This window comes from Pseudomonas reidholzensis (assembly GCF_900536025.1).
Taxonomy (GTDB): domain Bacteria; phylum Pseudomonadota; class Gammaproteobacteria; order Pseudomonadales; family Pseudomonadaceae; genus Aquipseudomonas; species Aquipseudomonas reidholzensis.
The window spans coordinates 1-16,789 of the sequence record NZ_UNOZ01000031.1; the positions used below are offsets into that span (position 1 = coordinate 1).

Here is a 16,789-nt window from a genome sequence, read left to right on the forward strand (position 1 = left end):
TCTGTACCGCCCTGATAACCCCGCGAGAGCGACGAGATTCGCCAGGCGTTGCCCTGGCCCTTGATCTGGCCGTTGATCTTGATCTGGCTTGTGATCTTGATCTACTGCGACTTCAGGAGGCCGAACGGAGGTCTTGCGAAGCGAGGTGACGGCCAGGAAGGCCGGCAAGGGCTGCGGGCCAGGAAGGCCCGTACAGCCCGGTCCTCGCGGGAGCAAGACCGGAGTGAGGGAACCCGTAGCGCAGCGAAGGGCCGTATGTAGGAGCAAGCGGTTTTTGGTTACTTTTTTCCAAGAAAAAAAGTGACCCGCCGTAAGGGCGGAAGGGGCCAGTGGCCGCACCACAGCGAACGGATAAACTCGATAATCGAAACGCGCCACCACCGGCATCTATCCCAAGAATCCGTGAAGAACCCTTTTTTAGCATCTATGTTTTCCTCAATGACCACGGAGGATCACCGGGATGCAATCGGCATTAACGCTGCAAACCCCACACCTGAGCGACTACCCGAAACTGGTTCAGGTCTGGGAAGCCTCGGTGCGCGCTACCCACGACTTTCTCCCCGACGCCTACATCGTGCTGCTACGCGACAACGTCCTGGGCAAGTACCTCGACGCGGTGATGCTGATCTGCTGCAAGGACAGCCGCCAGCGCATCCTCGGCTTTGCCGGGGTCGCCAGTGGCCGGGTCGACATGCTCTTCGTCGGCCCCGAGCACCGCGGCAAAGGGGTTGGCAAGCGCCTGCTGCACTACGCCATCGATGAGCTCAACGCCCACTGCCTGGACGTCAACGAGCAGAACCCGCAGGCAGTGGGTTTTTACCTGCACGAAGGTTTCGAGATAACCGGGCGTTCGCCGACCGATGGCCTCGGCCAGCCCTACCCACTGCTGCACCTGCGCCTGAAAGCCCCTACGCTGAGCCACTGCGGCTAGGAAACCGGGCAAAGGGTACAGATTCCCAGCCCCAACCCCGTTCGGGCAGGTACAATGTCAGGTCTTCCCCTGCCTTTAGCGAATTGTCTCCATGTCTGAACCCGTACGCCTGTCCAAACGCCTCATCGAGCAACTCGGCTGCTCCCGCCGCGAGGCCGAGCAGTACATCGAAGGCGGCTGGGTGACGGTAGACGGCGTGGTCGTCGAACAGCCCCAGTTCAAGGTCGAAGGGCAAAAAGTCGCCCTGCTCCCCGGGGCCAGCGCCGAAGCGCTGGAGCCGGTCACCCTGCTGCTCAACCAGCCCGCCGGCATCGACGCCGAGACGGCCCGCGCCAGCATCGGCATGGACAACCTCAGCGAGCTGCACCGCGAGGGCGTTCGCCCGCTGCACGGTCACTTCATCCGGTTGTCCTGCGTGGCGCCGCTGGAGCGTGGTGCCAGCGGCCTGCAGCTGTTCACCCAGGACTGGCGCGTGAGCGGCAAGATCGAACGTGACATGCGCAAGCTGGAGCAGGAATACATCATCGAAGTGCGTGGCGAGACCACCCCACAGGCCCTTGAGCGCCTGGCCCGTGGTGTCACCCGCAATGACCGTGAGCTGCCCAAGGCCAAGGCCAGCTGGCAGAACGAAACCCACCTGCGCCTGGCCCTGAAGAACCCACTGCCCGGGCAGATCAGCGAACTCTGCGCCAGCCTGCGCCTGGAGATCGTCAGCATGCGCCGCATCCGTGTCGGCGGCGTGTCGATGGGCAAGACGCCGCTGGGCCAATGGCGCTACGTGGCCGCTACCGAACGTTTCTAAGCGATACCCCCGCGCCATTCGGCGCGGCTTTGAACAGGATTTGCAGCAATGAACCACAATGACGTCCTGCGCAGCATGCGCTACATGCTCAAGGTCAATGATGCCGAGATCGTCAAGATCATCGGGCTGTCGGGCCTTGCGGTGTCCGCCGAAGCAGTCGCCACCCACATGAAGAAAGAAGAAGAACCCGGCTATGTGCGTTGCCCGGATGAAGTCATGGCGCACTTCCTCGACGGCCTGGTCATCCACCGCCGTGGCCGCGACGAGAGCCGTCCGCCGCAGCCGATCGAAGTGCCCGTGACCAACAACGCCGTCCTGAAAAAACTGCGCGTGGCCTTCGAGCTCAAGGAAGACGACATGCACGGCATCCTCAAGTCGGTCGACTTCCCGGTGACCAAGCCGGAGCTCAGCGCCCTGTTCCGCAAGGCCGGCCACGACAACTACCGCCCTTGCGGCGACCAGCTGCTGCGCAACTTCCTCAAGGGCCTGACCCAGCGCGTGCACGGCTGAGTGAGCATGCAGCACACGGTCTCGCCTGTCGGCATCGTCCGCTCCTGCTTCAAGGAAAAGTTCGCCATCCCGCGCCAGCAGCAACTCGCCCCTGCGGCGCGTGGCGTGCTGGAGCTGCTGCCGCCGTTCGACCACGGCGATGCCGTGGCCGGCCTGGAGCACGTCAGCCACGTGTGGCTGCTGTTCCTGTTCCATCAGGCGCTGGAAGACAAGCCACGCCTCAAGGTGCGCCCGCCACGCCTGGGCGGCAACAAGAGCATGGGCGTGTTCGCCACCCGCGCGACGCATCGGCCCAATGGCATTGGCCAGTCGGTGGTGCGCCTCGAGGGTGTCGAGCCGGGGCGCCTGCTGCTGTCGGGGATCGACCTGCTCGACGGCACGCCGGTGCTGGATATCAAACCCTATGTGCCGTATGCCGACCGGGTCGCTGACGCCTGCAACCTGATGGCCAGCGAGGCCCCTGTGGCGATTGCCGTGGGCTGGGAGGACAGCGCCCTGCTGCAAGCCGGGGCGCATGCACTGCGCCTGGGTGAACCGCTGGTGGAACTGATCGAGCAGTGCCTCGCCCAGGATCCGCGGCCGGCCTACCAGGTGCCGCCGGTGGAGCGGGTGTATGGGGTGAAGTTCTGGGACGTGCAGGTGCGCTGGCATTACCCGCAGCTGGAGCGGATTCAGGTGCTCGAAGTGACCCTCGACAGCTGATCCAGCGCCCGCGTGGCGCACCTCCAGGCATAAAAAAACGCAGGCCAAGGCCTGCGTTTTTTTATGGGGCGTTCGCCTTACTTCTCGACGAAAGCGCGCTCGATCAGGTAATCACCCGGCTCACGCATACGCGCCGACACCTTCAGGCCGAAGCTGTCGAGCACTTCGCTGGTCTCGTCGAGCATGCTCGGGCTGCCGCAGATCATCGCACGGTCGTCCTGCGGGTTGATCGGTGGCAGGCCGATGTCGCTGAACAGCTTGCCGCTGCGCATCAGGTCGGTCAGGCGGCCTTGGTTCTCGAACGGCTCGCGGGTCACGGTCGGGTAGTAGATCAGCTTGTCGCGTACCGCCTCACCGAAGAACTCGTTCTGTGGCAGGTGCTCGGTGATGAACTCCTTGTAGGCCACTTCGTTGACGTAGCGTACACCGTGGACCAGGATCACTTTTTCGAAGCGCTCGTAGGTTTCCGGGTCCTGGATGACGCTCATGAACGGCGCCAGGCCAGTGCCGGTGCTCAGCAGGTAGAGGTGCTTGCCCGGGTTCAGGTCGTCGAGGACCAGGGTACCGGTAGGCTTCTTGCTGATGATGATCTCGTCGCCTTCCTTCAGGTGCTGCAGCTGGGAGGTCAGCGGGCCATCCGGCACCTTGATGCTGAAGAATTCCAGGTGCTCTTCCCAGTTCGGCGAAGCGATGGAGTAGGCGCGCATGAGCGGACGACCGGTCTCCTGCTGCAGGCCGATCATCACGAACTGACCGTTCTCGAAGCGCAGGCCCGGATCACGGGTGCACTTGAAGCTGAACAGGGTGTCATTCCAGTGGTGAACACTGAGGACACGTTCGTGGTTCATGTTGCTCATCTAAGGTGGCTCCTGAAGAAAGACGCAGCGCGGACCAAGCGCACAGTTGCGCGATAGTTTAGGGGTAGCGACGATATCTGTTAAATTGATTATCAAGATATGTCTTATCGGTTATATAGATATGCGATTCACTCTACGTCAGCTTCAGGTGTTTGTCGCCGTGGCCCAGCACCAAAGCGTGTCCAAAGCTGCGGGGGTGCTGGCGTTGTCGCAATCGGCGGCGAGCACTTCGATCACCGAACTGGAGCGCCAGTCCAGCTGCCAACTGTTCGACCGCGCCGGCAAACGACTGAGCCTCAATGCCCTGGGCCATCAGTTGCTGCCCCAGGCAGTGGCGCTGCTCGACCAGGCCAAGGAAATCGAAGACCTGCTCAACGGCAAGTCCGGCTTCGGCTCGCTGTCGGTCGGGGCCACCCTGACCATTGGCAACTACCTGGCCACGTTGTTGATCGGCAGCTTCATGCAGGTGCACCCGGAAAGCCAGGTCAAACTGCACGTGCAGAACACCGCGCACATTGTGCAGCAGGTCGCCCACTACGAAATTGACCTGGGTCTGATCGAAGGCGACTGCAACCACCCGGACCTCGAAGTGCAACCTTGGGTCGAGGATGAACTGGTGGTGTTCTGCGCACCGCAGCACCCGCTGGCGAAGATCGGCCGAGCCGACATCGAGACGCTGACCCAGGAAGCCTGGATCATGCGCGAGCAGGGCTCCGGCACGCGGCTGACCTTCGACCAGGAAATGCGCCATCAGCGCGCCAACCTGAATATCCGCCTCGAGCTGGAACACACCGAGGCGATCAAGCGTGCCGTCGAGTCCGGCCTGGGCATCGGCTGCATTTCCCGCCTGGCCCTGCGTGACGCCTTCCGCCGTGGCAGCCTGGTGCCGGTGGAAACCCCCGACCTGGACCTGTCCCGGCAGTTCTACTTCATCTGGCACAAGCAGAAGTACCAGACCTCCGCCATGCGCGAGTTTCTCGAGTTGTGCCGCAACTTCACCGCCGGCGTGAGCCGCAGTGACGAGATCGTGTTGCCGCCGATCGCCTAGAGCAGGATCACGCCCCAGACCAGCGCGACCATCACCAGCGACACGAACTGAGCTGCGCTGCCCATGTCCTTGGCGTTTTTCGACAGCGGGTGGCGCTCCAGCGAGATGCGGTCGATGGCCGCCTCGACCGCCGAGTTGAACAGCTCGACGATCAGCCCGAGCATGCACACGGCAATCATGATCGCCCGCTCGGCACGGCTGACCGGCAGCCAGAACGCGGTGGGCACCAGCACCACATTGAGCAGCACCAGCTGGCGGAAGGCGGCCTCGCCCTTGAAGGCGGCGCGCAGGCCGTCCAGCGAGTAGCCGGCGGCATTGAAGATACGTTTGAGGCCGGTCTGGCCCTTGAATGGCGACATGTGCGTGACTTTACCGATGAAAGCCCAGGAGGCTAGACGAGTAGGGATCAAAAAAGCGTGAAGCTGCCGGGCTTTAGCTGCTGGCAACTGATTCAAGTTGTTGCAGAAGCAGTGCCGCCTGGGTCCGCGTGCGCACCCCGAGCTTACGGAAGATCGCGGTCACGTGGGCCTTGATAGTGGCCTCGGAGACACTCAGCTCATAGGCGATCTGCTTGTTCAGCAAACCTTCGCAGACCATCGTCAACACCCGGAACTGTTGCGGCGTGAGGCTGGCCAAGCCTTCGCTGGCGGCCTTGGCTTCGGCCGAGACATCGACTTTTTCGAATGCCTGCGGCGGCCACCAGACCTCGCCATCGAGGACTTTGTGCACCGCGTCCTGGATCTCTTCGAGGGTGCTCGACTTGGGAATGAAGCCACTGGCACCGAACTCGCGGGACTTGACCACCACGGCCGCCTCTTCCTGGGCCGAGACCATCACCACCGGAATCTGCGGGTACTGACCGCGCAGCAGGACCAACCCGGAGAAGCCGTAGGCGCCTGGCATGTTCAGGTCCAGCAGGACCAGGTCCCAGTCGGACTTTTCCGTCAGGCGGGTTTCCAGCTCGGCGATGCTCGCCACTTCAACCAGGCGCACATCCGGGCCAAGGCCGAGGGTAACGGCTTGGCGCAGGGCGCTGCGGAACAGCGGGTGGTCATCGGCAATCAGGATTTCGTAAGTGGCCATCGATCTGTTGATCCTGTTCTGAGCCAGGCGCGCGAGGGGTAAATGAGGCGCCTGGCAGGCAACACAAGCCGCGAACGGCAGGGCCGCGGCCGGTATGGCACGGCGAAGTCCGGGGTAGCAGCAGCTTCGTCGTGCCCGAATCGGCGCCAAGAATGCAGAGCACGGTGCGGGTGGTCAAGCCAAAGCCCCGCCGTACTCGCCCACCCTGGCTGCCAGCCCGCTCATTATGACGCAATCCGCCGTGCCTGCCCCTTGGACTATAGGAAGGTAGCCAAACGCTGGTGGGCGTCATCCTGCAAGTCCAGTGGCAGGTGCCGCTTGGCGCTCAGGTAGTGCAGGCTGAACACGTCCAGGTAGGCATCCAGGGCCTGCGAGGCGCGTTGATCGCCCGCCAGGTCCAGGCACATGGCGGCCACTTCGGCGGTGCAGAAGTGGTCGTCACGCTTGGAGCGACGCAGGCGGTAGCGGGACATCTGCTCGGCCTCGAGGCTCAGCACCGGGAAGCGATCCAGGTACGGGCTCTTGCGAAACATCTTGCGCGCTTCGGTCCACGTCGCATCCAGCAGGATGAACAGCGGCCGCTTGCCGGGCGCCAGGCTGACCTGGTTGACCACCCGCTCCTCGGCGACGAACTCGCCAGGGAAGACGATGTACGGCTGCCACTCGGGCTGCTCGAGCAACGCCAGCAGGTTGGGGTCGACCGCTGTGCGCTGCCAGCCGAACGCCGAGGTATCCTCCACCAGGTCGGCGATCAGCCAGCCGGTGTTGGTCGGCTTCAACGGCTCGGTGTCGTGCATCAACAGGCAGACGCCCGCCTCGGCCGCGACCGTGGGTTTCAATGCACACAGGCAATGGCTGGCGATCACCCGGCACTGGGCGCAGCGCACGGCCCGCGAGCCACGCGCAATGAACGGTTTGACGCTGCGCGCCAGGCGCTCGGCGCGCAGGCGCGCTACCGCATGGCTCATGATGGCGAACCGCTGTAAGGGGCTGGAATGGACACTGCGACAACTCGACGAAAAACAGGCCGACAGTCTACCAGAGCGGTCGTCATTTGCCGTGCAGGGTGACCGTTGCGCGCTTTATAATCGAGGATTGGGCGCTCACGGAACGCCAACCGACGGCGCAGGTCAAACCGCCAGTCATCGAACCAGGAGAGATTCATGCTGCGTCTTATCGTCCCGACCCTGAGCCTGTTGCTCACCCTGCCACTGGCGGCCCAGGCGGCCTCGAAGCAGGACTACGAGCTGAGCCAGATGCTGCAGAAGGTCGCCAAGGAAAGCAGCGTCGGCACCCCGCGAGCGATCAACGAAGACATCCTCGACCAGGGTTACACCGTTGAAGGCAAAGCGCTGGTCAACCACCTGAGCGTGCGTCAGGAGCATGCCGAGCGCATGCAGTCCAACCCGGCACAGGTACGCAGCCAGCTGGGCGACAGCGTCTGCCGCAACAACGGCTACCGCAACCTGCTCTCCAAAGGTGCCGTGCTGGTCTATCGCTTTACCGTCTACAAGAGCAACCAGCCGGTCATGGACCAGGCCTTCGATGCCGCCAGCTGCACGGCGGGCAGCAAGAAGAAGAAGTGATCCTCACGCACTGAGCGTTCAACCCTCGCGGCGTGCTACTTGGCACGCCGCTGCTCTTCCTCGGCGTGCAACTCCGCCAGCAGCGCCTGCAGGTAACGCGAGTGCACCTCGCCGCTGCCGAGCCTGCGCCGGCACTCCGCCTCGAGGCTCAGGTGATGGGCCCGGGCCGCGCTCTCCAGCAGCTTGTACAGGTGCTGGTCCACCTCGATGACCAAACGATGCATGTGGCCACCTCCCGCATCGAGCCCTCTGCCCCCAGTTAACCAAAGCCGCGCAGCCGTGGTGTGCCGTCCGACCAGCGGCCTTGGCCCCTGCATGCGGCAGGATCAGGCGTCAGGGTCTAGATTGATAACCAACACCTGCGCATTTCCGGCACACCTGGCCGGCCACGCGGCGTTGCACTATCGGCACAGACAACAACAACGAGATGGACTTATCACCCCTGCACCATGGCCTTGAAGGCCTACTGCAACGCTCGGGATGCACACTCGAGCCACAGCAGCCAGCGACACACGCAGTGTCGTGGCCAGGCATCGCCATCGGCCCGGTCAGAGGTTTTGCTGCAGAAGGAGACGTTGAATGCCTTATCAACCCAATGAGCTTTTGTTCAAGCATTTCAGGGACAGCGGAATCGACCTGAGCAAGATCGACGAACAGCTGCAACAGGTCGCGCCCAACAGCGTCAACCTGCCGTTGTACCGCGACATGATGCTGACCGTCCTGCGCATGGCCCACGACGACGGCAACCGCTGGAACGCCAAGATCACCCTGCAGGCGCTGCGCGAGCTGGACCATGCGTTCCGTATGCTCGAACGCTACCGGGGCCGGCGCAAGGTCACCGTGTTCGGCTCTGCCCGAACCCCCATCGAGCACCCCATGTATGCCCTCGCCCGAGAACTGGGCGCGACCCTGGCACGCTCCGACCTGATGGTCATCACAGGCGCTGGCGGGGGCATCATGGCCGCCGCTCACGAAGGCGCGGGCGCCGATCACAGCCTTGGTTTCAACATCACCCTGCCCTTCGAACAGCACGCCAACCCCACGGTGGATGGCACCGACAAACTGCTGCCGTTCCATTTCTTCTTTATCCGCAAGCTGTTCTTCGTCAAGGAGGCCGACGGCCTGGTGCTGTGCCCGGGCGGCTTCGGCACGCTGGATGAGGCGCTGGAAGTGCTGACCCTGATCCAGACCGGCAAGAGCCCACTGGTGCCCGTGGTGCTGCTCGACTCGCCGGGCGGCAGCTTCTGGCGCGACTGCCTCGACTTCATCAGCCGACAACTCGAGGAAAACCGCTACATCCTGCCCACCGACCTCAAGCTGGTGCGCCTGGTGCACAGTGCCGACGAGGCCGTGGAGGAGATCAACCAGTTCTACAGCAACTACCACTCCAGCCGCTGGCTGAAGAATCAGTTCGTCATCCGCATGCATCATCCGCTCAGCGATGCAGCGCTGTACGACATTCAGGAGGGGTTTGCCGACCTGCGCCTGAGCGGCAAATACCACCAGCAGGCAGACACCGGTGTCGAACATGAAGTGGGCAACTACAACCACCTGACGCGCCTCACCTTCGCCTTCAATGGTCGAGACCAGGGGCGCCTGCGTGAGTTGGTGGACTTCATCAACCTGCCGGAAAACTGGGCCAAACCTCAGCCGATGCACACCACCCAGCGGGCCCGGGAAGCCCTCAAGGTCAGTTAGTAGTCATCCAGGTCTCGGCCGCTCAACAGGCGGCCGATCATCTCCATGGAAAACCCACGGTAGGCCAGAAAGCGTGTCTGCTGTGCGCGAGTGCGCGGGTCGATTGGCCGCTGCCCGGCAAACTTGCGCTGCCAGACATCCTGTAACCGGGCCGCCCAGTTCACCCCGCTTTCGCGCAGCGCCTGTTCGACATCACCACGGTCCAGGCCACGCTGACCGAGCTCCTCACGAATACGTGCGGGGCCATAGCCGGCGTTGGAACGGTAGGAAATGAAACTTTCGAGGTAGCGGGCTTCACTGAGGAGCCCTTCTTCGGCGAGCCGATCGAGCGCGGGCTCGATCAGTTCATCCGTTGCACCGCGCTGACGCAACTTGCGCGTCAGCTCCACGCGACCATGCTCGCGGCGTGCGAGCAGGTCCATGGCTGTCCGCCTGACGGCGACGGGGGTGTCGAGTACGGCGGACATGCGATCAATCAATAACCGGCTTCGGCGTTAGCCAGGTCATCCGCAGGGGCATCAGCAGCGGCGGCTTTACCCGCGGCGGCGGCAGCGCCGACGTTCAGCAGTTTTTCGCGGATCAGCCTCTCGAGCTCGGCACCAATGGCCTGGTTCTCTTGCAGGTACTTGGCGGCGTTGGCCTTGCCCTGACCGATCTTGTTGCCCTGGTAGCTGTACCAGGCACCGGATTTCTCCAGCAGGCCTTGCGACACGCCCAGGTCGATGATCTCGCCGTTGCGGTAGATGCCCTTGCCGTAAAGGATCTGGAACTCGGCCTGGCGGAACGGTGGCGAGACCTTGTTCTTGACGACCTTGACGCGGGTTTCGCTGCCGACCACTTCGTCGCCTTCCTTGACCGCGCCGGTACGGCGGATGTCCAGGCGAACCGAGGCGTAGAACTTCAGCGCGTTACCACCGGTGGTGGTTTCCGGGCTGCCGAACATCACGCCGATCTTCATCCGGATCTGGTTGATGAAGATGACCAGGCAGTTGGCGTTCTTGATGTTACCGGTGATCTTGCGCAGCGCCTGCGACATCAGACGGGCCTGCAGACCGACGTGCATGTCACCCATTTCGCCTTCGATCTCGGCCTTGGGTACCAGGGCGGCCACGGAGTCGACGATGATCACGTCGACCGCGTTGGAGCGCACCAGCATGTCGGTGATTTCCAGCGCCTGCTCACCGGTGTCCGGCTGCGAGACCAGCAGCTCGTCGACGTTGACGCCCAGCTTGCCGGCGTACTCAGGGTCGAGGGCGTGCTCGGCGTCGACGAAGGCGCAGGTGGCGCCGCTTTTCTGGGCTTCGGCGATGACCGACAGGGTCAGCGTGGTCTTACCCGACGATTCCGGACCGTAGATCTCGACGATACGGCCTTTTGGCAGACCGCCAATGCCCAGGGCGATGTCCAGGCCCAGCGAGCCGGTGGAGATGGCCGGGATGCCGGTACGCTCGTGGTCACCCATGCGCATGACCGCGCCTTTGCCGAATTGGCGTTCGATCTGACCCAGGGCCGCAGCCAAGGCGCGCTTCTTGTTGTCGTCCATTGAAATCCTCACGTGTTCGACTGGCCCTGAATGGCCTGAATAACTGTATAAGTAGCCAGTATTATTCCACAGCGAAGCGCCTGAGCAAACCCCCGTTGGTGATTTACTCGGCGCCAAGCTGTAACAAGCCGTCTAACGCGGCGATCACCGTTTGTCGGCGCACCGCTTCACGGTCGCCGTTGAAGTGTCGGCGCTCGCTGCACACGTAGCTGCCGTCGGCCCAGGCCAGCCACACGGTGCCGACCGGCTTGGCCGGCGAGCCGCCGTCCGGCCCGGCGACGCCACTGACCGCCACCGCAAAGCGCGCCCCGCTGGCCGCCTGGGCGCCGCGGACCATGGCCTCGACCACGTCCTGGCTGACCGCCCCGACCTGCCCGAAGAGCGCCTCTGGCACACCCAGCTGGCGGGTCTTCTGACGATTGGAATAGGTCACGTAGCCGGCCTCGAACCAGGCCGAGCTGCCGGCAATACGCGTGATCGCCTCGGCGATGCCGCCGCCGGTGCAGGATTCGGCGGTGCTGACCTGCGCATTGAAGCGCCGCAGGTGTTCGCCCAGGCGGGCAGAGAGAACGGTGATAGGGTCCATGGCGGGCTCCTTGCTCGGGTGCGCACTACCGTATCACCCTCAACGACGCAGGCAAGAGCTCAGCGCGTGACGGCGCGCAGATAGTCCTGACAGGCGCGCAGAGCGATCAGTCCACGGTCGCCGTCGTCGGTGATGGCGATAATTCGTCGAGCATGCGCCGGCTCAAGTCGGGCGCGTACGGTGCCATGATCCATGCCGCTGGCGCCGGAGGCGGCAGGCACTGGGGAGCAGGCGGGGTCGCGGTCGACCAGGACCGACAGGCGCAGATCGGCAGTAGCGAGGCGATCACGCAAGCGAGCCTGAGACTGTTGGGCATCGGTGAGCTCCTGGAAAAAGTGCGTTTCACTGGCTTGAAGCCGCTGCTCCAACTGTTCACGCCGGTTGCGCTCGGCAAGCAGCTGCAGCGCTGCCTGCTCGGCCTGCTGGCGCATCAGCTGCGCCTGGCCCTCGGCTTGCTCGGCGAGCTGCCGTCCGTAGCGCCAGGCCTGGAGCTGCCCGACCAACACGGCGCACAGCAGCATCGACAGCAGCCAGAGCGCTGCCCAGGTGCGGCTCAACAGAGCACCTCACGCGCCCGAGACCACAGTTTGAGGCGATCATCCAGGCCGTTGAGGCCGCCGTTGATAAGGCGGGTGATGCGATTGAACTCATCACGATCGGCCAGTGCGTTGAGCCCGCGCGAATGCCAGAACCACGCCGCCGACTCGCAGGCCCAGCGCGGCTGTTCGAGCATCTGCGGTTGCGCCAGCAGGCGCTCGTCGCCGAACAGCGCGCGGCTGCACGCTTGATAGTTGTTGCGCCCGGTGATCTGGATCAGGCCCCGGCCGCAATACAGTTGGCCATCGCCGTCGGCCTCCATGCTGTTGCCCAGGCGCAGGGCCAGGCTGCCAGTATCGTAGCGCGACAGGTAGCGATCACTGCCCAGTTCCTTGATGTAGCGCAATTGCCCAGACTCGTGGCCGACCTGGGCGAGAAAGACGGCGATACGCTTGGGGCGATCGATTGCCCAACCGGCCATGGCCGCCTTGAGCGGAGACAGAAAGGCGCCGGCCCGTGAGCCAGCGAGCGGATAAATCTGGGAGAGTTGGCGCTCGGTGAGCATGCAAGACCTCCTTGGCCTGAAAAACAAAAGACCCAGGCAAAGCCTGGGCTGGAGAAAGTGGCAGCACGAGCCAAGACAGGCTTAGGCTTTGAGTGATACCCGTTTGCCGGGTGCAGAGCCCTTGGCTTTGGCCTTGCCCTGCTTGCCGCCATTGCACTGCACGGTGGTGCGCCAGCCAGAGTTGGTGAACACCTGCTCGACCGATTCGATCAAGTACGGTCCGTCGAGGCCGGCAATGAAGCCGATGACCTCGATACTGCGTTCGGCAAACAGATCGCTGCGCCCGGGTAAGTCGAGGCGCACGCTGGCGGTACCGCGATTGAAGCTGGCCAGGCGCGCCTTGGCCGCCTGTTCGGCGGCGGCACGGTTGGGGTAGAGGTGACGGTCGGTGTACACCGGCTGGTCGCCCGCTGGCAGCTCGCCGTTGGCCAGTTCGACCACACGCAGGGCGCCACTGGCAGCGTCCTGGTGACGGGTGCGCACGGCCTTATGGGCCTGTTTGTCGTCGAGGCGAAAGTGCCATTGACTGACAGCGCTGCGGGCAATGCTGACCACCCCAAGCGGCGCGCCGCTTGCGCTGTGACCACCTTGGCGCGGCAGCACCAGCAACTGGCTGTTGGCGAGTTTGGCGGTGCAGTCGTGAAGGCGCGCCAGGCGGGTGATGAAGTTGAAATCGGACTCGCTGTACTGGTCGATGCGTTCGACCACGCGAGTCACCGGGCACACTGCCTGCCAGCCGTTGCGCGCGGCGACCTCGGCGACGATGCGTTGCAGCGCCAGCGCCTCCCAACTACCGCTGCGGGTGGTCTTGCCGCTGCCACACAGATTGCTGGCCTTACCTCGAATTACCAAGGTGTCGGGTGGGCCAGACAGCTCCACCTCATCGACCGTGAAGCGCCCCATACGGCTGAGTGGGTGGCCGGCGTAGCCCAGGTGAACGTCCAGCGAGGCGCCTCGCGACGGTAGGGCCAGTGCACCGTCGCGGGCATCTATACGCAGTTCAAAATCATCTGACTCCATGCCAGGTTTGTCGGTGGTACGTAGCAGCAACAGTCGGTCGTTAATCAGCGCGGTGATGTCATTGCCGTCGGCGACGATACGGAATTTGGGTTGCATGGGTGAGGCTCCGGAATCAGAGGCTTACGGGATTCAGTCCCACAGTTGCAGGGTCGCGCTGACTGGCGCGACTGATAGCTGGGGCAAGGCGATCAGCACGCCGCCAGGGAACGGCTGCGGCTGCTCCGCCAAGCCCTGATTTGCGGCCAGGACGGCTTCGAGCGTGCCGTTGAGATGGCCGTAATAGTGATAACAGAGGGTGTCCAGCAGGTCGCCCTCAGACGTCTTGCAGGTCTTGGCCATAGCTGACGAACTCCAGTGAGAAGCCTTGTTTGCGGGGAATACCGCCGGCCAGCAGACTGCTCTGCTCTTCCTCGATGCTGGTCAGGCACCAAGTACCGAGGACCTCGCCGTAACCGGTGGTCAGCGACAGAGGCAGCAGTTGACGACCGATGCCGCGCAGGGCCTGCAACTGGCCCAAGCCGCCTTTGAAGCCGGGAAAGATCACACCACGAATACTGATGCTCTCTTCGCCAAGGCTGACGGCCTGTTGCGCGGTGTCGCGGCGCAAGCGCTCCTGGGCGGCCCAGCGAAAGCGGGTCTGCCGGCGCAACTGATCGAAGGCGGCAGTGTCGAGGTTGAAGTAGTACGGCGCAGCACCCGTCTTGAGCGGTTGCAACACCAACAGATGAGCAAACGGCGTCACTGCCTGCGCGGCCGGGGTGGTTTGCGGTGCGAAACCCAAGGTTGCGAGTACGCCTTCGGCCGTTGCACGCACCTCACCGGCTGCCCTGCGAATGGCAGCACCGACCTTGGCCACGTGCCCGGCGAAGGCATCGATACGCTCACGCACCTGGCGTACCACACTGAGTGCTTGGTCGTATCCAGTGATGGCCTGGCCGACCCTGGCCTGGGCCGAACTGATCGCCCGCAGGGTGCGCTGAACGCGCGCAGCGATCACCGGGCCGACCAGCGGCAGGCCCTCTAGTTCGGCAGCGACGCCCTGTACATGGCTGATGGCCTGGTTCATCGGCTCGAGCATGGCATCAGCCCGCCGACGCCCGGCCTCGGTCGCCGCGACCAAGGCATGCAACGCGGATTGCAGGTGTTCCAGGTAGGTCATTGGGCCTCCTCAAAGCGCGATATGGGGTGTTTCGAGCAACTGCACCGAACGCGCCTGACGCATCAGCTCCTCGAGTTGGCGGCGCGCGATAGCCTCCAACCGTTGCAGCGTGACTGGGTCGTCGAGGCTGTTATTGACGGTGACGGGCATGTTGGCGGTGAAAGTGAACTGCTGGTTGATCGGTGCAGCAGGCGCAGCGACAGGCACCGACGCTGTGGCGGCGGTTGCCAGTGCCGGCTGTTCGGCAGGTTGCACTAGGGACCGCGCAGCTTCGCCAAGCGATGCCCGGTCCTTGGGCTTGTCGGGCGCGTTGCCAGGCTGATCCGGTTTTGTTTCAGCAGCCCAGACCTTGGCCAGCCAGCCACCGAGGTTTTCCCCGCCCATGCTGCCGAGCACACCACCGATCAGCCCGCCGATTGCCGTGCCGATGACCGGGACCACCGAACCCATCGCCGCCCCGGCAGCCGCGCCAGCCAGACCGCCAGCGAAGCCACCGACAGCAGTGCCATAGCCTGCAAGCTTCTGCTGGGGTGCGGCGGCGCTGCTGTAGGTGTCGGCAAGCTGAAGCGAGGTATCGAGCAGAGACAGCCCCGGCACACGTTTGAGAAGACCTCTGGAAATGCCGAGACGATGGCTGTCGGGGGCTAAAATCATTGTTGGGCTTGGCATGGAGGTGAAGCGGGGAGCATCGAGCGCGCCTTGCGGTAGACGCTCTTGTCTGGATACTGGGACGCCCCTGGCAACCGTTGCCGACGCGCCCAAGGTAGCCACTGAAGACGCAACAGCTTGCTGGGCAGGTGCTACCCCTTCCTCTTGTTGCGCACCAAGGTCTATGTCTTCGCCCTGCTCGACTGGCGTGGCGGATTTCTGGGCTTGACCGTTACTGACATCTATCGGCTTGGCCTTCTCCTCATACATCAAGAAGTCAAACAGTCCTCCGGTCAATTTCTTGCCCAGCTTCTCACCTGTGATCCCACCGGCCCGGACGAGGTACTCTTGAACGTGCTTGTTCTTCGACAACCTCGCGCCAAGCGCAGCACCAAGCAAACTGCCGCCAAGCTCACCTGCAGCGCCCCCGACACTTTCGGCCTTGTCCTGAGCAGGATCGTCAGACAGCAGCGCCTCAAGCGACTTGACCCCGGCATTGACGGCACCTGCTTTCCACGTGTCCTTCACAGACTCAGCCGCGCGCCGCCTGCGCTCGACCGGCACGCTCTGAGAAACCTTGTAGCCCGCACTGGCAGCGACTATACCGCCTGCCACCAGCGCCCCTGCGATCTGAATCCTTGCAGCGTTACTTCGTGGCGTGCGGGGTGCGTCGACCGATGCCGACGACGGGGGCAACGCGGGACTCGCGGCGCTGGACATCGGCAGAGGAGCGTGCCAGGCCCCCGTCAAAGCCTGTGGAGAGAGAGCAGTCAGGCCGGCGATAATACGGTCAAGGCGCAGGTACTGCTGACACAGCCGCTCGACCTCATCATGCTCCCGGCGCAACCTGGCTAGCTGGTCGTCATACTGTTGCACCCGATCCAGCGCCATGGCCCTGTCGAACTGGCGCAGCGTGGCCTGCTCCAACCCCAGGCGGATCAACTCTCCAATGATCCGCCCTGGCACAGCGCCCTCCCCCTGCTTGCGCAACTGCTGGATACGCAACCGAAGTAGCTCGAATGTGCTGCCCAGTGGCGGGTTGAAGGTGAAGCCGAGCCCAAGGGTGAGTACGTGTGTGTTCGCCATACGTTTCTCCTGGTCACGGCGAGAGCCACCAGACCATGTCGGCATACGACATGGTCATGATTTCGCTCGCGGAAAAGTTCAGCTCCTTGGCCAGCCGTTTGGCCGCCCCCTTGTGCCGGACCGGGTCAAAGCTCGTCATCCTGCACCAGGCGAAAATAGCCACTCTGCAAGCGGCTGTAATCTTTCAGGGCGAGGCCTTCGAGGTCCTTGACGCCGACATCGGCGAGCGAGGCGAACAGGTTCAGTTCACGCTGTTCGTCATCGCCAGCACCTCCGGCTTGGGCATTACGGATATCGCGCACGGTCGGCGCGCGTAGCGCCAGGCTGTCGACCTGCACGCCATTGGCTTCACTGGGGCGGGACAGGCGGACGGTGACGCGTTCTGCGCTCAGGGTCAGCCATTGCGGCGTCTTTTTCGCTTGAGCCAT

At 63.6% G+C, this 16,789-nt stretch carries 22 protein-coding genes; 7 read left to right on the forward strand and 15 right to left on the reverse strand.

From position 1 onward, the window contains the following. Positions 1–460 precede the first annotated feature (460 nt). The 4 genes from CCOS865_RS22245 to tsaA all read left to right on the forward strand — a co-directional run bounded on the left by CCOS865_RS22245 (position 461) and on the right by tsaA (position 2,945). Positions 461–931, forward strand: a complete 471-nt coding sequence (locus CCOS865_RS22245; RefSeq protein ID WP_119144879.1) for a GNAT family N-acetyltransferase — start codon at positions 461–463, stop codon at positions 929–931. A 91-nt stretch (positions 932–1,022) separates the two neighbouring features. Next, a complete protein-coding gene (locus tag CCOS865_RS22250) occupies positions 1,023–1,733 on the forward strand; it encodes an rRNA pseudouridine synthase (RefSeq protein WP_119144881.1) in 711 nt (236 codons plus the stop codon). Between the two features lie 48 nt (positions 1,734–1,781). After that, the gene (locus tag CCOS865_RS22255) at positions 1,782–2,243 is read left to right on the forward strand and encodes a YehS family protein (protein ID WP_119144883.1); all 462 of its coding nucleotides are present in this window, start codon (positions 1,782–1,784) and stop codon (positions 2,241–2,243) included. 6 nt (positions 2,244–2,249) lie between these two features. Beyond that, positions 2,250–2,945, forward strand: coding sequence for a tRNA (N6-threonylcarbamoyladenosine(37)-N6)-methyltransferase TrmO (gene tsaA, locus CCOS865_RS22260; RefSeq protein WP_119144885.1), 696 nt, complete (start codon positions 2,250–2,252; stop codon positions 2,943–2,945). A gap of 77 nt (positions 2,946–3,022) precedes the next feature. Here the strand turns inward: tsaA and fpr are convergent, their stop codons facing one another. Continuing rightward, entirely contained in the window at positions 3,023–3,802 is a 780-nt protein-coding gene (fpr, locus tag CCOS865_RS22265; protein WP_119144887.1) for a ferredoxin-NADP reductase, read from the reverse strand. Between the two features lie 121 nt (positions 3,803–3,923). Here fpr and CCOS865_RS22270 point away from each other — a divergent pair, with 121 nt between their 5' ends. After that, positions 3,924–4,850 (forward strand): LysR family transcriptional regulator, encoded by a 927-nt coding sequence (locus tag CCOS865_RS22270; protein ID WP_119144889.1) that lies wholly within the window; start codon positions 3,924–3,926, stop codon positions 4,848–4,850. Here the strand turns inward: CCOS865_RS22270 and CCOS865_RS22275 are convergent. The 3 genes from CCOS865_RS22275 to CCOS865_RS22285 all read right to left on the reverse strand — a co-directional run bounded on the left by CCOS865_RS22275 (position 4,847) and on the right by CCOS865_RS22285 (position 6,901). Continuing rightward, a complete protein-coding gene (locus tag CCOS865_RS22275; protein ID WP_119144891.1) occupies positions 4,847–5,209 on the reverse strand; it encodes a diacylglycerol kinase in 363 nt (120 codons plus the stop codon). The genes CCOS865_RS22270 and CCOS865_RS22275 overlap by 4 nt on opposite strands. 73 nt (positions 5,210–5,282) lie before the next feature. Continuing rightward, positions 5,283–5,933 carry a response regulator transcription factor ErdR gene (erdR, locus tag CCOS865_RS22280; RefSeq protein ID WP_119144893.1) on the reverse strand — a complete coding sequence of 217 codons (651 nt, stop codon included), beginning with the start codon at positions 5,931–5,933 and terminating at the stop codon, positions 5,283–5,285. A 257-nt stretch (positions 5,934–6,190) separates the two neighbouring features. After that, positions 6,191–6,901, reverse strand: coding sequence for a tRNA-uridine aminocarboxypropyltransferase (locus CCOS865_RS22285; protein ID WP_119144895.1), 711 nt, complete (start codon positions 6,899–6,901; stop codon positions 6,191–6,193). A gap of 195 nt (positions 6,902–7,096) precedes the next feature. Here CCOS865_RS22285 and CCOS865_RS22290 point away from each other — a divergent pair, with 195 nt between their 5' ends. Further along, positions 7,097–7,519 (forward strand): quorum-sensing-regulated virulence factor family protein, encoded by a 423-nt coding sequence (locus tag CCOS865_RS22290; RefSeq protein WP_119144897.1) that lies wholly within the window; start codon positions 7,097–7,099, stop codon positions 7,517–7,519. 35 nt (positions 7,520–7,554) lie between these two features. On the opposite strand, the gene CCOS865_RS22295 is transcribed toward CCOS865_RS22290, so the two are convergent. Beyond that, entirely contained in the window at positions 7,555–7,743 is a 189-nt protein-coding gene (locus CCOS865_RS22295) for a hypothetical protein (protein WP_119144899.1), read from the reverse strand. A gap of 355 nt (positions 7,744–8,098) precedes the next feature. Between CCOS865_RS22295 and CCOS865_RS22300 the strand changes: the two genes are divergently transcribed. Further along, positions 8,099–9,217 (forward strand): LOG family protein, encoded by a 1,119-nt coding sequence (locus CCOS865_RS22300; RefSeq protein ID WP_119144901.1) that lies wholly within the window; start codon positions 8,099–8,101, stop codon positions 9,215–9,217. On the opposite strand, the gene recX is transcribed toward CCOS865_RS22300, so the two are convergent. The 10 genes from recX to CCOS865_RS22350 form a co-directional block, all read right to left on the reverse strand. Beyond that, the gene (gene recX / locus CCOS865_RS22305; RefSeq protein ID WP_119144903.1) at positions 9,214–9,684 is read right to left on the reverse strand and encodes a recombination regulator RecX; all 471 of its coding nucleotides are present in this window, start codon (positions 9,682–9,684) and stop codon (positions 9,214–9,216) included. The two genes, CCOS865_RS22300 and recX, sit on opposite strands and share 4 nt — an antisense overlap. A gap of 8 nt (positions 9,685–9,692) precedes the next feature. Continuing rightward, complete coding sequence (gene recA / locus CCOS865_RS22310; RefSeq protein WP_119144905.1) at positions 9,693–10,760, reverse strand: recombinase RecA; 1,068 nt, start codon at positions 10,758–10,760, stop codon at positions 9,693–9,695. Positions 10,761–10,863: 103 nt separating this feature from the next. Continuing rightward, positions 10,864–11,346: a CinA family protein gene (locus CCOS865_RS22315; protein ID WP_119144907.1), complete on the reverse strand. Its 483-nt coding sequence runs from the start codon at positions 11,344–11,346 to the stop codon at positions 10,864–10,866. A gap of 59 nt (positions 11,347–11,405) precedes the next feature. Next, positions 11,406–11,903 carry a lysis system i-spanin subunit Rz gene (locus tag CCOS865_RS22320; RefSeq protein ID WP_415842711.1) on the reverse strand — a complete coding sequence of 166 codons (498 nt, stop codon included), beginning with the start codon at positions 11,901–11,903 and terminating at the stop codon, positions 11,406–11,408. After that, positions 11,900–12,448, reverse strand: coding sequence for a glycoside hydrolase family 19 protein (locus CCOS865_RS22325; RefSeq protein WP_119144909.1), 549 nt, complete (start codon positions 12,446–12,448; stop codon positions 11,900–11,902). The genes CCOS865_RS22320 and CCOS865_RS22325 overlap by 4 nt, the downstream gene beginning before the upstream one ends. 81 nt (positions 12,449–12,529) lie before the next feature. After that, positions 12,530–13,564 carry a phage late control D family protein gene (locus tag CCOS865_RS22330; protein WP_119144912.1) on the reverse strand — a complete coding sequence of 345 codons (1,035 nt, stop codon included), beginning with the start codon at positions 13,562–13,564 and terminating at the stop codon, positions 12,530–12,532. 33 nt (positions 13,565–13,597) lie between these two features. Next, positions 13,598–13,807 (reverse strand): tail protein X, encoded by a 210-nt coding sequence (locus CCOS865_RS22335; RefSeq protein ID WP_119144914.1) that lies wholly within the window; start codon positions 13,805–13,807, stop codon positions 13,598–13,600. Then, on the reverse strand, positions 13,782–14,627 hold the full coding sequence (locus CCOS865_RS22340; protein ID WP_119144916.1) for a phage tail protein: 846 nt from the start codon (positions 14,625–14,627) through the stop codon (positions 13,782–13,784). The genes CCOS865_RS22335 and CCOS865_RS22340 overlap by 26 nt, the downstream gene beginning before the upstream one ends. A gap of 9 nt (positions 14,628–14,636) precedes the next feature. Next, positions 14,637–16,361 carry a hypothetical protein gene (locus CCOS865_RS22345; RefSeq protein WP_119144918.1) on the reverse strand — a complete coding sequence of 575 codons (1,725 nt, stop codon included), beginning with the start codon at positions 16,359–16,361 and terminating at the stop codon, positions 14,637–14,639. A gap of 125 nt (positions 16,362–16,486) precedes the next feature. After that, positions 16,487–16,789, reverse strand: coding sequence for a phage tail assembly protein (locus CCOS865_RS22350; protein ID WP_119144920.1), 303 nt, complete (start codon positions 16,787–16,789; stop codon positions 16,487–16,489).

Coding starts and splice junctions, on each gene's coding strand:
- CCOS865_RS22285 (WP_119144895.1), bottom strand. CDS start 6,901: ATGAGCCATGCGGTAGCGCGCCTGCGCGCCGAGCGCCTGGCGCGCAGC.
- CCOS865_RS22300 (WP_119144901.1), top strand. CDS start 8,099: ATGCCTTATCAACCCAATGAGCTTTTGTTCAAGCATTTCAGGGACAGC.
- CCOS865_RS22250 (WP_119144881.1), top strand. CDS start 1,023: ATGTCTGAACCCGTACGCCTGTCCAAACGCCTCATCGAGCAACTCGGC.
- CCOS865_RS22245 (WP_119144879.1), top strand. CDS start 461: ATGCAATCGGCATTAACGCTGCAAACCCCACACCTGAGCGACTACCCG.
- tsaA (WP_119144885.1), top strand. CDS start 2,250: ATGCAGCACACGGTCTCGCCTGTCGGCATCGTCCGCTCCTGCTTCAAG.
- CCOS865_RS22335 (WP_119144914.1), bottom strand. CDS start 13,807: ATGGCCAAGACCTGCAAGACGTCTGAGGGCGACCTGCTGGACACCCTC.
- recX (WP_119144903.1), bottom strand. CDS start 9,684: ATGTCCGCCGTACTCGACACCCCCGTCGCCGTCAGGCGGACAGCCATG.
- CCOS865_RS22345 (WP_119144918.1), bottom strand. CDS start 16,361: ATGGCGAACACACACGTACTCACCCTTGGGCTCGGCTTCACCTTCAAC.
- CCOS865_RS22350 (WP_119144920.1), bottom strand. CDS start 16,789: ATGGCTCAAGCGAAAAAGACGCCGCAATGGCTGACCCTGAGCGCAGAA.
- CCOS865_RS22290 (WP_119144897.1), top strand. CDS start 7,097: ATGCTGCGTCTTATCGTCCCGACCCTGAGCCTGTTGCTCACCCTGCCA.
- CCOS865_RS22275 (WP_119144891.1), bottom strand. CDS start 5,209: ATGTCGCCATTCAAGGGCCAGACCGGCCTCAAACGTATCTTCAATGCC.
- erdR (WP_119144893.1), bottom strand. CDS start 5,933: ATGGCCACTTACGAAATCCTGATTGCCGATGACCACCCGCTGTTCCGC.
- CCOS865_RS22340 (WP_119144916.1), bottom strand. CDS start 14,627: ATGACCTACCTGGAACACCTGCAATCCGCGTTGCATGCCTTGGTCGCG.
- CCOS865_RS22255 (WP_119144883.1), top strand. CDS start 1,782: ATGAACCACAATGACGTCCTGCGCAGCATGCGCTACATGCTCAAGGTC.
- CCOS865_RS22325 (WP_119144909.1), bottom strand. CDS start 12,448: ATGCTCACCGAGCGCCAACTCTCCCAGATTTATCCGCTCGCTGGCTCA.
- fpr (WP_119144887.1), bottom strand. CDS start 3,802: ATGAGCAACATGAACCACGAACGTGTCCTCAGTGTTCACCACTGGAAT.
- recA (WP_119144905.1), bottom strand. CDS start 10,760: ATGGACGACAACAAGAAGCGCGCCTTGGCTGCGGCCCTGGGTCAGATC.
- CCOS865_RS22295 (WP_119144899.1), bottom strand. CDS start 7,743: ATGCATCGTTTGGTCATCGAGGTGGACCAGCACCTGTACAAGCTGCTG.
- CCOS865_RS22330 (WP_119144912.1), bottom strand. CDS start 13,564: ATGCAACCCAAATTCCGTATCGTCGCCGACGGCAATGACATCACCGCG.
- CCOS865_RS22270 (WP_119144889.1), top strand. CDS start 3,924: ATGCGATTCACTCTACGTCAGCTTCAGGTGTTTGTCGCCGTGGCCCAG.
- CCOS865_RS22315 (WP_119144907.1), bottom strand. CDS start 11,346: ATGGACCCTATCACCGTTCTCTCTGCCCGCCTGGGCGAACACCTGCGG.